Origin of the sequence: Paenibacillus sp. YIM B09110 (assembly GCF_037167145.1) — a bacterium.
Classification (GTDB): domain Bacteria; phylum Bacillota; class Bacilli; order Paenibacillales; family Paenibacillaceae; genus Pristimantibacillus.
The window spans coordinates 60,097-72,348 of the sequence record NZ_JBANSP010000027.1 but is presented as its reverse complement, the minus strand read 5'-3'; the positions used below and the strand labels follow the sequence as shown (position 1 = coordinate 72,348).

Below are 12,252 nucleotides of genomic sequence, written 5' to 3'. Positions count from 1 at the left end.
TTTTGCATTCGCAAAACCTTAGCTTATGCTTAAATGATAAGAGTAAATAATTTTGATTTTTATTTATTGGCTTATCATTCACCGCGAAACGAGCTAGCCAATCATATGCTCGGCAAGCCGTTTACGCTTTGCGAAGTAGGTTTTGCATTCGCAAAACCTTTAAGGAGGTTGTACTCATGGAGACGGCAGTTACAGTTGCGAAGCTTGTCATTATTACAGGAATGTCTGGCGCGGGCAAAACGATAGCTGTTCAGAGCCTCGAGGATCTTGGCTTCTTCTGCGTCGACAACCTGCCGCCTGTGCTCATTCCGAAGTTCGCCGAGCTGATTGATCAATCGAACGGTAAGATCGGCAAGGTAGCGCTCGTGATCGACCTGAGGGGGCGCGAGTTTTTCGACGCTTTGGCCGAATCGCTGGCATTCATTAAAGATCAATTCACGATCGACTGCGAGATTCTATTCCTGGATGCGACCGATGAGGTGCTTGTTCAGCGCTACAAGGAGAGCCGCCGCCGCCATCCGCTTGCGCCGGAAGGAATGCCGCTGGAGGGTATCCGCAACGAACGCCGAATGCTGGAGGATCTGAAAGGCTCGGCCTCGCAGGTGATCGATACGACGATATTGAAACCAGGCCAGTTGAAGGAACGTATTATTACGCGGTTTACGAATTTGGAACAGAACAGTCTCTCCGTGAACGTAACCTCCTTTGGCTTCAAGTATGGCATTCCTATCGATGCCGACCTCATCTACGACGTTCGTTTCCTTCCGAATCCGCATTATATTGAGCATCTCCGTCCGAATACGGGGCAAAATCCGGATGTATATGAATACGTGATGAAGTGGCCGGAAACACAACAATTTCTAACGAAGCTGCTCGACATGCTGCAATTCCTTATTCCGCTCTATCGCAAGGAAGGGAAAAGCCAGGTAGTCATCGGAATCGGCTGTACGGGCGGCAAACATCGCTCTGTCGCGATTGCCGAATATTTGGGACGCATGCTCGGCAGCAGCGATACGGAACGCATTCGTGTCAGCCATCGCGATGCCGATCGTGACAAGCATTGACGGGGTGAGACGATGCAAAGCAGGCATAAAATTATTAGGCGCCCGAAAATCGTCGTAATCGGCGGCGGTACGGGGCTCTCTGTCATGCTGCGAGGCTTGAAAGAGAAGCCGCTAGATATTACGGCGATCGTGACGGTTGCCGACGACGGAGGAAGCTCCGGCATTTTGCGCAACGAGCTCCAAATCCCGCCCCCGGGAGATATACGTAACGTGCTTATGGCGCTTGCCGATGCGGAACCGCTGCTCACCGAAGTGTTGCAGTATCGGTTCAATAGCGGGACAGGACTAGTCGGGCACAGCCTCGGCAATCTGATGCTTGCGGCGATGACGGACATATCGGGCGACTTTGTATCGGGTGTGCGTGAGCTTAGCCGCGTCCTTGCCGTTCGCGGTCAGGTGCTTCCCGCCGCCAATCAAGCGATCGTGCTCAAGGCCGAGGTGGCAGACGGCTCGATCGTAACGGGGGAATCGATGATCCCGAAGGCGGGTCAGGCGATTAGGCGGGTATTCATTGAGCCAAGCGATGTAGAGGCGCTGCCTGAGGCAGTCGAGGCGATCGAACAGGCTGACGCCATCCTGGTCGGTCCAGGCAGTTTGTATACGAGTATTATTCCGAATCTGCTCGTGCCGAAGCTGGCTGAAGCGATCGTTAATTCAACGGCTGTTAAGCTGTTTGTCTGTAATGTGATGACGCAGCCAGGGGAAACGGACGATTATTCCGTCAGCGACCATTTGGAAGCTGTTCATAAGCATATTGGACATCATCTGTTCGATTATGTCATTGTGAATGACGGAGAGATTCCGCCGCAGATCGAGAGCAAGTATGCTGAGATGGGTGCTAAAGCGGTTCATCTCGACCTAGATGAGGTAACGAGACGCGGTTATCAGGTTATTGCGGACCGTCTTGTGCTGTTTCGAACTTTTTTGAGGCATGATGCCGAACGTTTAAGTCATCATATATATAAACTGGTAGAGAACTGGATGCTTAGAAAGAGGTGATAATCGATGTCTTTTGCGGCACAAACAAAAAAAGAGCTGACCCTTATTGAAGCCGATAGCTGCTGTGAGCGTGCAGAACTGTCTGCATTATTACGGATGAACGGCTCTGTCAGCGTATCCAGCCGCAAGGTTGTCCTCGACATCTCGACTGAAAATGCGGCCATCGCCAGAAGAATCTATTCCTTGCTTAAGAAACATTACGTTATGCATGTTGAGCTGCTCGTGCGTAAGAAAATGCGGCTGAAGAAAAATAATGTGTATATCGTTCGGATTCCTTCGGGAGTACAGGAAATACTAAGTGAACTCGGAATCGTGTCAGAGGGTTTCATGTTCTCTAACGGCATCGACAAGGAGATTATACGTAAGCCATGCTGCAAGCGGTCTTATCTGCGGGGCGCTTTCCTGGCTGGAGGCTCGGTCAACAATCCCGAGGGTTCTTCGTATCATTTGGAAATAGCGTCGATGTACGAGGAGCATTGCGATGCGCTTGTGGAGCTTGCCAATAAGTTCGATTTGAATGCCAGGTGTATTGAACGGAAGAAAGGCTTCATTCTATACATCAAGGAAGGCGAGAAAATCATCGAGCTTCTCAACATTGTCGGCGCACACCAGGCATTGTTCAAATTCGAGGATGTACGAATTATGCGCGACATGCGCAATTCCGTCAATCGGATCGTCAATTGCGAGACGGCGAATCTAAATAAGACAATTGGAGCAGCCGTACGCCAGATCGATAATATTAAGCTGCTGCAGAAGGAAGTCGGCCTTGACAGTCTTCCTGAGAAGCTGAAAGAAGTAGCCGAGATCAGGCTGCAGCATCCCGATATGAATCTGACTGAGGTCGGCGAAATGCTAAGAGGCAAGGTAAGTAAGTCGGGGGTTAACCATCGATTGCGCAAAATCGACGAACTTGCGGAAAAAATACGAGGTAGTTAGCTTTTCACCTAGTGCAACCGCTGGTATAATGTTATAATAATGCAAAATGAACTTATCACCAAAGATAAGAAGTATAAGTATAAATCTTATACAAGCTTATATTTCTGCGCTAGACGTCACCGGGTCCACACAACTGTTGTTGGCCGGGTCGTTGGACGCTTATGAAGAGTATAATATAGGGGGTATGGTTTCCATGACAAGGCTTCCGGTTGTCGTTCGTCTTAAGACGGGGCTTCATGCAAGACCTGCAGCGTTATTCGTACAAGAAGCGAACAAATTTTCCTCCGAGGTATTTGTAGAGAAAGACGACAAAAAAGTTAATGCGAAATCGATTATGGGCATCATGAGTCTAGCGATCAGCTCCGGCACTGAAGTATCCATAAGTGCAGAAGGTTCGGACGCGGAGCAGGCTGTAAACGCTTTAGTCGCTCTTGTTAGCAAAGAGGAGCTTGAGAATCAATAATTCATTGGTTACCGATGAAAAAAGCCTCACTCGATCAGTGGATCGGTGTAGGCTTTTTTGCGTTTCTGCGAGTTATTGACAAGTTATTAGACCAATTGTGGATAACTGTGTATAGAATGTGAATAAGAATGTGGATAAAATACATTTTTGTTACGGTTTGTGGATAGTGAATAAGAAAAAAGGCGATAACGAGGGCAAGAAACCCTTGTATCGCCTTTGTACTACTTATCCAATTTTCTCGATTACTTTGTCAACAAGGCCGTACTCTTTCGCTTCCGCTGCGCTCATGAAGTAGTCGCGATCCGTATCTTGCTCGATACGGCTAAGCGGTTGGCCGCTGCGCTCTGCAAGAATGCCGTTGAGATGGTCACGCATCTTGATGATGCGGCGCGCGCGAATCTCGATGTCGCTCGCTTGTCCTTCTGCGCCGCCTAGCGGCTGGTGAATCATGACTTCGCTGTTCGGAAGCGCGTAACGCTTGCCTTTCGCGCCTGCCGTCAGCAGGAACGCGCCCATCGAAGCTGCCATACCGACACAGATAGTCGATACGTCTGGCTTAATGTATTGCATCGTATCATAGATTGCCATACCGGCCGTAATGGAGCCGCCTGGGCTGTTAATGTAAAGAGAAATGTCCTTCTCGGGATCATCCGCCGCAAGGAACAGCATTTGCGCAATGATGGAATTAGCCACCACGTCGTTTACACCCGATCCAAGAAAAATAATACGATCCTTCAACAAGCGAGAGTAAATATCATACGCACGCTCTCCGCGATTGCTTTGCTCAATAACCATAGGAACGAAATTCATATCCAACGTAAGCCCCCTCCTTCAAACTGAACGAAAATGGTTAAATCGTATTTTCATAATAACGGATGGAAACTCAAAAGTCAAAGATAGTCAGACAAATTATCTGACAAATGATTGGGCAAGCAGAAAGTAGCCGCTACATCGGGCTTTGGCGGAAGTGGGACGTCGGATGCATGGAAACTAAGTGGAGATAAGTGCGGGAAAAATTTGAGAAGGAGTAAAAGCGGATCGAAGTTTGTATGGGCAAAAGGGCGGAGCGAGAAAGGTCCTCCGTTACATAGTTGGATTCGGTTTCATCAAATATAATTAAAAAAGGCCATTCCGAAACAACAATCGGGATGGCCTTGATAGGTATGCGTTATGTCGTTGATTTAGAAAAAGGTAAGTGGCGCGCCCGCTAGGAATCGAACCTAGATCTCAGGCTCCGGAGGCCTACGTCATATCCATTGGACCACGGGCGCAAAAAACAGTAGCAAGGGTGATTATATGATAATAGCGATTAGAAAGCAAGCGGCTTTCGTAAATTAAATTTGTGAAAATCGTGACAGTAATCGCTTTCATTCGATTTCATGCTCTTGCGGCGAGCAACAATTTCCGATAATATAAGAGGTGGGACTACAAATGTTATAGAGGGACGTTTCGCGTCCCGGTGAATGAAGCTGAAGTCTCATATAACGGGTGGAGTGAAGGATAAGATGCGTCAGATCATTGAACTGCAGCAGCAGCTTGTGCCTGAACTTCTAGATGTAATGAGAAAGAGGTATTCGATTCTGCACCAGGTCATGCTGACAGAGCTTATCGGACGCCGCACGCTGGCTACAGCGCTATCGCTTACGGAGCGCGTGCTGCGAACGGAGATTGAGTTTCTGAAGGCGCAAGGCTTGCTCGACGTTCATTCGAGTGGCATTCGAATTACGGATGCAGGCAGAGAGCTTCTGGAGCGGCTCGAACCGGTCTATAAGACGATGTTCGGTCTATCGGAGCTTGAAGATCGAATCCGCACTCGCTTTGGCTTGTCGCAAGTTGTTGTTGTAGCCGGGGATTCCGAGAGCTCGGCACAGACGAAGCGGGAGCTTGGCCGTGCAAGCGCACAGGTGCTTCGCAAGGTGATGCAGCCCAATGATGTCGTCGCTGTAACCGGCGGAACAACCATTGCCCAAGTTGCGAATCATTTATCAACCTCTACCGCGCTCAAGACCAATTGGTTCGTGCCTGCAAGGGGCGGACTTGGTGAGAGCCTCGACTATCAGGCGAATACGATTGCTTCGACGATGGCGAAGCGCACAGGGGCGCAGTACCGCTTGCTTCATGTACCGGATCACTTGGGCGAAGAAGCATTCTCGTCGATTATGCAAGAGCCTAACATTCGCGAGATTGTCGATGTCATTCGAAGCGCTAGAATCGTCGTCCACGGAATCGGGGACGCGATGGTGATGGCTAGGCGCAGACGGCTGGAGAAGGACGTCGTGGATGCGATGGCGGCAGAAGGCGCGCTGGCGGAGTCGTTCGGGTTTTATTTTGACCGGAATGGCGCTGTGGTGCACAAAATGCAAACGGTAGGATTACGGCTCGAGGATATTGTAAAGACTGAAGTTGTTATAGGCGTCGCCGGGGGCAAGAGCAAAGGCGAAGCGATAGCAGCCGTCATGCGGTTCGGTCATAACGACGTATTGGTGACGGACGAAGAAGCCGCGATGGAAATCGTAGCCATAATCGAGCAAGAAGGACATTAAAGAAGTGGTCATGACGATATTGCCGGACAGGGCAACTTGTTGCAGGCGATGCGTCTTGAAATATATTGCCTTATCCCAAAAATGCTTAGGAGGAATTAACAATGGTTAAAGTAGGTATTAATGGTTTTGGACGTATCGGCCGTAACGTATTCCGCGCAGCACTAAACAACCCTGATGTACAAATCGTGGCAGTGAACGATCTTACGGACACGAACACACTGGCTCACCTTCTTAAATATGACACGACTCACGGCACTCTTGACGCAACAGTAGAAGCTAAAGAAGGCGCTTTGATCGTAAACGGCGTTGAAATCAAAGTATTCGCTGAGCGTAACCCGGCTGACCTTCCTTGGGCTTCCGTAGGCGCTGAAATCGTAGTTGAATCGACTGGTATCTTCACAGCTAAAGAAAAAGCTGAGCTTCACCTTCAAGGCGGCGCTAAAAAAGTTATCATCTCCGCTCCGGCTACTAACGAAGACATCACAGTTGTTATGGGCGTTAACGAAGATAAATACGATGCTTCCGCGCACACAATTATCTCCAACGCTTCTTGCACAACGAACTGTCTTGCTCCATTCGCAAAAGTATTGAACGACAAATTCGGTATCGTTAAAGGTATGATGACTACGATTCACTCGTACACTAACGACCAATCCGTACTTGACGTTCCACACAAAGACCTGCGCCGTGCTCGCGCTGCTGCAGAAAACATCATTCCTTCGTCGACTGGCGCTGCAAAAGCTGTTTCCCTTGTATTGCCTGAGCTGAAAGGCAAATTGAACGGTATGGCTATGCGCGTACCTACACCTAACGTTTCGGTTACTGACCTTGTTGCAGAACTGAAAGTTAACGTTACGGTTGAAGAAGTTAACGCAGCACTTAAAGATGCTTCCGAAGGCGCTTTGAAAGGCATCTTGAACTACAACGAATTGCCGCTTGTATCGAGCGACTACAATAGTGACCCTGCTTCCTCCACAATCGACGGTCTGTCGACAATGGTTGTTGAAGGCAACATGGTTAAAGTTATTTCCTGGTATGACAACGAGTGGGGCTACTCGAACCGCGTAGTTGATCTTGCTGCTTATATCGCAAGCAAAGGTCTGTAAGGAAAGAAGGCGAACGGGCCGAGGCTCCCTGCACTGCTGGGCGCTTCGGCTCTTAAGTTCGCGCCCTTTTGGGGACTTGGACCTTAAGGGCGTTTCTTCTTGACGAAGGAACGCTCTTTTCTTTTTTCATACTTAACTTAAGCCGATGCTTCCGATGCTATTTTTGCTCCATTGCATTCCACAGAAATTTTAGGAGGGTTCTATCGATGAACAAGAAAAGTGTACGCGACGTAGCTGAACTGGCAGGCAAACGGGTATTTGTACGCGTTGATTTCAACGTGCCGCTCGAGAACGGAAAAATTACGGATGACAAACGGATCCGTGAGACGCTTCCAACAATCAACTTCCTGATCGACAAAGGCGCTAAAGTTATTCTTGCGTCCCACCTTGGCCGTCCGAACGGTCAAGTCGTAGAAGAGCTTCGTCATACGGCTTCCGCAGCGCGTCTGGCAGAGCTTCTGGGCAAACCGGTGACAAAAGCTAACGAAGCTATCGGCGAAGCCGTAGAAGCTCAAGTAGCGGCTCTAAACAACGGCGAAGTATTGCTCCTTGAGAACGTGCGCTTCTACGAAGGCGAAGAGAAAAACGATCCGGAACTGGCGAAAGCTTTCGCTAAGCTTGCTGACCTGTTCGTTAACGACGCATTCGGCGCAGCTCACCGCGCACATGCTTCGACAGAAGGCATTGCACACTTGTTGCCGGCCGTATCCGGTCTTCTAATGGAGAGAGAGCTTGATGTTCTAGGCAAAGCGCTGAACAACCCTGAGCGTCCTTTCACAGCAATCGTAGGCGGTTCGAAAGTAAAAGACAAAATCGCGGTTATCGACAAAATGCTAGAAATTGCCGACAACATCATCATCGGCGGCGGCTTGTCCTACACATTCTTCAAGGCGCAAGGCCATGAAATCGGCAAATCGCTCGTGGACAACAGCAAGCTTGATCTAGCGCTTGAGTTCATCGAAAAAGCGAAGAAACTCGGCAAAAACTTCCTGATCCCTGTTGATATCGTAGTAACAGACGACTTCAGCGCAAACGCGAACACAAAAATCGTTGACGTTGACGGCATTCCTGCTGAATGGGAAGGCATCGACATCGGACCTAAGACTCGCGAGCTGTATGCGGACGTTATCAAAAACTCCAAGCTCGTTGTATGGAACGGACCGATGGGCGTATTCGAAATCGAGCCTTTCTCCCACGGAACGCAAGCAGTAGCTCGCGCATGTGCAGAAACGTCCGGTTATACAGTTATCGGCGGTGGCGACTCGGCTGCAGCAGCTGAGAAATTCCACCTGGCTGACAAAATGGACTTCATCTCGACTGGCGGCGGCGCTTCCCTTGAGTTCATGGAAGGCAAAGTACTCCCAGGCGTTGTAGCTCTTAACGATAAATAAGAATAATCCCATTAGGAGGGACTAGCATGAGCAGAAAACCGATTATTGCGGGCAACTGGAAAATGTTCAAGACCGTTTCCGAAGCGGTATCCTTTTTCTCCGAAATTAAAGGCAAAGCAGAAGTAGACGGCGTGGAGAGCGTAATCTGCGCACCATTCACGACGCTTCCTGCCCTTGTTGAAGCAGCGAAAGGCACGTCGATCGCAATCGGCGCGCAAAACGTTCACTTCGAAGACAATGGCGCATACACAGGCGAGATCAGCGGCGTTATGCTGAAGGATCTTGGCGTGAAATACGTTATTATCGGCCACTCCGAGCGCCGCGCTTACTTCGCGGAATCGGATGAGATCGTGAACAAGAAGGTTCATGCTTCGTTCAAGAACGGCTTGCTGCCAATCGTCTGCGTAGGCGAGAAGCTCGAAGAGCGTGAAGCTGGACAAACGAAAGACGTATGCAAAGTGCAAACGGAAGCGGCATTCCAAGGTCTATCGGCTGCGCAAGCGGCTGAAGTCGTTATCGCTTACGAGCCAATCTGGGCTATCGGAACAGGCAAATCGTCGACTTCCGAAGATGCGCAAGACGTTATCGGATACATCCGCGGCGTAGTTGCCGGTCTGTATGACCAAGCGACAGCTGATGCGGTTCGCATCCAATACGGCGGCAGCGTGAAGCCGAACAATGTAGCTGAATACATGGGCCAAACAGACATCGACGGCGCGCTTGTCGGCGGCGCAAGCCTTGAGCCTGCTTCTTATATCGCTTTGGTCGAGGGGGCCAAGTAATATGGCTGCTCCGAAACCTGTAGCATTAATTATTCTTGACGGCTTCGGCCTTCGCGACGACGTAACCGGCAATGCGGTTGCGCAAGCGAATAAGCCGAACTACGATCGTTACTGGTCTACTTATCCGCACACGACGCTGACGGCTTCCGGTGAAGCGGTAGGCTTGCCGGATGGTCAAATGGGCAACTCCGAAGTTGGCCACTTGAACATCGGCGCTGGACGTATCGTATACCAGGATTTGACGCGAATCAGCAAATCGATTCGTGACCGCGAGTTTTTCGAAAACGAAACGATTCTCGGCGCTGTAAACCATGTGAAAAAGAACGGCAAGAAGCTTCATCTCTACGGTCTGCTCTCTGATGGCGGCGTTCATAGCCACATTGAGCACTTGTTCGCCCTGCTGGAGCTGGCGAAGAAGGAAGAACTCGAAGACGTTTATATCCATGCTTTCCTCGACGGACGCGATGTATCGCCGGACAGCGCGAAGGGTTACCTGGAGCGCCTGCAAGCGAAGATCGAAGAGGTTGGCGTAGGCCGCATCGCGACGGTACAAGGCCGTTACTACGCGATGGACCGCGACAAGCGTTGGGAGCGTACGGAGAAGTCTTACCGCGCTATGGTATACGGCGACGGACCTCAATATACCGATCCGATCAAAGCGGTAGTTGAATCGTATGAGAAATCGGTTTATGATGAATTCGTTATGCCAACGGTTATCGTAGGCGAAGACAATAAGCCGGTCGGTCTGGTGGAGTCCGAGGATGCTGTCATATTCTTCAACTTCCGTCCTGACCGCGCGATTCAATTGTCGCAAGTATTTACGAACGAGGACTTCCGCGGCTTTGAGCGCGGCGAGAGCCACCCGGTTAACCTATACTTCGTCTGCTTGACGCTGTTCAGTGAAACCGTAGGCGGCTACGTTGCGTATTCACCGAAGAACCTCGACAACACGCTTGGCGAAGTGCTCGCACAGAACAACAAGAAGCAGCTTCGTACGGCTGAGACCGAGAAATATCCGCATGTCACGTTCTTCTTTAGCGGCGGACGCGATGCGGAACTTCCGGGCGAGTCGCGCGTGCTGATCAATTCGCCGAAGGTCGCAACTTATGACCTGCAGCCTGAGATGAGCGCTTACGAGCTTGCGGAATCGACTGTTCGCGAGATCGAATCCGGTAAACACGATGCGATTATTCTGAACTTCGCGAATCCCGACATGGTCGGTCACTCCGGCATGCTGGAGCCGACGATCAAAGCGGTAGAAGCGACGGATGAATGTCTGGGCAAAGTCGTAGAAGCTGTGCTGGCGCAAGGCGGCGTATGCATTATTACGGCTGACCATGGCAATGCGGATATGGTATTCGACGAGAATGGCCGTCCTTTTACGGCGCATACGACAAATCCAGTTCCATTAATCGTAACGAAAGCGGGCGCAACTCTTCGTGATGGCGGCATTCTAGCCGACATCGCGCCGACGTTCCTTGATCTGAGCGAGCTTAATCAGCCTGCTGAGATGACGGGCTCGACTTTAATCAACAAGTAATGCTTGCTGGCAATCAAATTTAACAAATAAAAAGGAGTGTTTTATCCATGTCTATTATCGTTGACGTATACGCACGCGAAGTTCTTGACTCCCGCGGCAACCCAACTGTTGAAGTAGAAGTATCCCTTGAGTCCGGCGGCAAAGGCCGCGCGATCGTGCCATCCGGCGCATCGACTGGCGCTTACGAAGCTGTTGAGCTTCGCGACGGCGACAAATCCCGTTTCCTCGGCAAAGGCGTTCTGAAAGCTGTTGAGAACGTGAACACCATTATCGCTCCTGAAGTAATCGGTCTTGACGCACTTGATCAAGTAGCAATCGACCGTAAAATGATCCAACTTGACGGTACGCCTAACAAAGCGAAGCTTGGCGCTAACGCGATCCTTGCTGTATCGATGGCAGTAGCTCGCGCTGCAGCTGACGCTCTTGATGTACCTCTTTACACTTACCTTGGCGGATTCAACGCTAAGACGCTTCCTGTACCGATGATGAACATCATCAACGGCGGCGAGCACGCTGACAACAACATCGACGTTCAAGAATTCATGGTTCTTCCTGTCGGTGCTGAAAGCTTCAAAGAAGCGCTTCGTATCGGCGCTGAAATCTTCCACAACCTGAAAGCTGTATTGCATGACAAAGGTCTTAACACAGCTGTAGGCGACGAAGGCGGCTTCGCTCCTAACCTTGGTTCGAACGAAGAAGCAATCACGACAATCATCTCCGCTATCGAGCGCGCAGGCTACAAGCCAGGAGTTGACGTATTCCTCGGCATGGACGTTGCTTCGACTGAATTCTTCAAAGACGGCAAATACGTTCTTGCTGGCGAAGGCAAATCGTTCTCGCCTGCTGAGTTCGTAGATCTGCTTGCTTCGTGGGTAGAAAAGTACCCGATCGTATCGATCGAAGACGGCTGCTCCGAAGACGACTGGGATGGTTGGAAATTGCTTACTGAGAAACTTGGAAGCAAAGTTCAACTCGTTGGCGATGACTTGTTCGTAACGAACACAGAGCGTCTGTCCGACGGTATCGAAAGAGGCGTAGGCAACTCGATCCTCGTTAAAGTTAACCAAATCGGTACGCTTACTGAAACATTCGACGCGATCGAAATGGCTAAACGCGCTGGTTACACTGCAGTTATCTCCCACCGTTCCGGTGAGAGCGAAGACAGCACAATCGCTGACATCGCTGTTGCTACAAACGCTGGCCAAATCAAAACAGGCGCTCCGTCCCGTACGGACCGCGTTGCGAAATACAACCAATTGCTTCGCATTGAGGACCAACTTGGTTCGACTGCTCAATACGGCGGCAAAGCAGCATTCTACAACTTGAAAAACTTCAAATAAGACGCTTGAAGCTGGATTCTTAAGCGTAATAGGGGACGGCCTTGTGCCGTCTCTTTTTTTATGCGTGGATAGTGTTGTTGCAGGTTAT

11 protein-coding genes and 1 tRNA gene are annotated in these 12,252 nt (G+C 50.1%); 10 read left to right on the top strand and 2 right to left on the bottom strand.

Annotation, left to right across the window (positions count from 1 at the left end; all coding sequences use genetic code 11):
• The first annotated feature begins 176 nt into the window (after nucleotides 1–176).
• The 4 genes from rapZ (at nucleotide 177) to V8F51_RS26730 (ending at nucleotide 3,462) form a co-directional block, all read left to right on the top strand.
• Entirely contained in the window at nucleotides 177–1,064 is an 888-nt protein-coding gene (gene rapZ / locus V8F51_RS26745) for an RNase adapter RapZ (protein ID WP_337103546.1), read from the top strand.
• Between the two features lie 12 nt (nucleotides 1,065–1,076).
• Nucleotides 1,077–2,063 carry a gluconeogenesis factor YvcK family protein gene (locus tag V8F51_RS26740; RefSeq protein ID WP_337103545.1) on the top strand — a complete coding sequence of 329 codons (987 nt, stop codon included), beginning with the start codon at nucleotides 1,077–1,079 and terminating at the stop codon, nucleotides 2,061–2,063.
• A 6-nt stretch (nucleotides 2,064–2,069) separates the two neighbouring features.
• Complete coding sequence (gene whiA / locus V8F51_RS26735; RefSeq protein ID WP_337103544.1) at nucleotides 2,070–2,999, top strand: DNA-binding protein WhiA; 930 nt, start codon at nucleotides 2,070–2,072, stop codon at nucleotides 2,997–2,999.
• A 193-nt stretch (nucleotides 3,000–3,192) separates the two neighbouring features.
• Complete coding sequence (locus tag V8F51_RS26730; RefSeq protein WP_028609180.1) at nucleotides 3,193–3,462, top strand: HPr family phosphocarrier protein; 270 nt, start codon at nucleotides 3,193–3,195, stop codon at nucleotides 3,460–3,462.
• A gap of 225 nt (nucleotides 3,463–3,687) precedes the next feature.
• Here the strand turns inward: V8F51_RS26730 and clpP are convergent, their stop codons facing one another.
• Entirely contained in the window at nucleotides 3,688–4,272 is a 585-nt protein-coding gene (gene clpP, locus V8F51_RS26725) for an ATP-dependent Clp endopeptidase proteolytic subunit ClpP (protein ID WP_337103554.1), read from the bottom strand.
• A 386-nt stretch (nucleotides 4,273–4,658) separates the two neighbouring features.
• Nucleotides 4,659–4,733: transfer RNA gene (locus V8F51_RS26720), tRNA-Arg, on the bottom strand.
• Between the two features lie 234 nt (nucleotides 4,734–4,967).
• Here V8F51_RS26720 and V8F51_RS26715 point away from each other — a divergent pair.
• The 6 genes from V8F51_RS26715 to eno all read left to right on the top strand — a co-directional run bounded on the left by V8F51_RS26715 (nucleotide 4,968) and on the right by eno (nucleotide 12,164).
• On the top strand, nucleotides 4,968–6,005 hold the full coding sequence (locus tag V8F51_RS26715) for a sugar-binding transcriptional regulator (RefSeq protein ID WP_337103553.1): 1,038 nt from the start codon (nucleotides 4,968–4,970) through the stop codon (nucleotides 6,003–6,005).
• 101 nt (nucleotides 6,006–6,106) lie between these two features.
• Nucleotides 6,107–7,111, top strand: a complete 1,005-nt coding sequence (gap, locus tag V8F51_RS26710; RefSeq protein ID WP_307207893.1) for a type I glyceraldehyde-3-phosphate dehydrogenase — start codon at nucleotides 6,107–6,109, stop codon at nucleotides 7,109–7,111.
• Nucleotides 7,112–7,317: 206 nt separating this feature from the next.
• Complete coding sequence (locus tag V8F51_RS26705; protein ID WP_337103543.1) at nucleotides 7,318–8,502, top strand: phosphoglycerate kinase; 1,185 nt, start codon at nucleotides 7,318–7,320, stop codon at nucleotides 8,500–8,502.
• Between the two features lie 26 nt (nucleotides 8,503–8,528).
• A complete protein-coding gene (gene tpiA / locus V8F51_RS26700) occupies nucleotides 8,529–9,284 on the top strand; it encodes a triose-phosphate isomerase (RefSeq protein ID WP_337103542.1) in 756 nt (251 codons plus the stop codon).
• A 1-nt stretch (nucleotide 9,285) separates the two neighbouring features.
• The gene (gpmI, locus tag V8F51_RS26695) at nucleotides 9,286–10,824 is read left to right on the top strand and encodes a 2,3-bisphosphoglycerate-independent phosphoglycerate mutase (protein WP_337103541.1); all 1,539 of its coding nucleotides are present in this window, start codon (nucleotides 9,286–9,288) and stop codon (nucleotides 10,822–10,824) included.
• 47 nt (nucleotides 10,825–10,871) lie between these two features.
• Nucleotides 10,872–12,164, top strand: a complete 1,293-nt coding sequence (gene eno / locus V8F51_RS26690) for a phosphopyruvate hydratase (RefSeq protein ID WP_337103540.1) — start codon at nucleotides 10,872–10,874, stop codon at nucleotides 12,162–12,164.
• Nucleotides 12,165–12,252 lie beyond the last annotated feature (88 nt).

Bases quoted from the DNA above. Each gene is read 5' to 3' on its own strand.
- V8F51_RS26715 (WP_337103553.1), top strand. From the start codon at position 4,968: ATGCGTCAGATCATTGAACTGCAGCAGCAGCTTGTGCCTGAACTTCTA.
- V8F51_RS26730 (WP_028609180.1), top strand. From the start codon at position 3,193: ATGACAAGGCTTCCGGTTGTCGTTCGTCTTAAGACGGGGCTTCATGCA.
- clpP (WP_337103554.1), bottom strand. From the start codon at position 4,272: ATGAATTTCGTTCCTATGGTTATTGAGCAAAGCAATCGCGGAGAGCGT.
- gpmI (WP_337103541.1), top strand. From the start codon at position 9,286: ATGGCTGCTCCGAAACCTGTAGCATTAATTATTCTTGACGGCTTCGGC.
- rapZ (WP_337103546.1), top strand. From the start codon at position 177: ATGGAGACGGCAGTTACAGTTGCGAAGCTTGTCATTATTACAGGAATG.
- V8F51_RS26705 (WP_337103543.1), top strand. From the start codon at position 7,318: ATGAACAAGAAAAGTGTACGCGACGTAGCTGAACTGGCAGGCAAACGG.
- V8F51_RS26740 (WP_337103545.1), top strand. From the start codon at position 1,077: ATGCAAAGCAGGCATAAAATTATTAGGCGCCCGAAAATCGTCGTAATC.
- tpiA (WP_337103542.1), top strand. From the start codon at position 8,529: ATGAGCAGAAAACCGATTATTGCGGGCAACTGGAAAATGTTCAAGACC.
- gap (WP_307207893.1), top strand. From the start codon at position 6,107: ATGGTTAAAGTAGGTATTAATGGTTTTGGACGTATCGGCCGTAACGTA.
- eno (WP_337103540.1), top strand. From the start codon at position 10,872: ATGTCTATTATCGTTGACGTATACGCACGCGAAGTTCTTGACTCCCGC.
- whiA (WP_337103544.1), top strand. From the start codon at position 2,070: ATGTCTTTTGCGGCACAAACAAAAAAAGAGCTGACCCTTATTGAAGCC.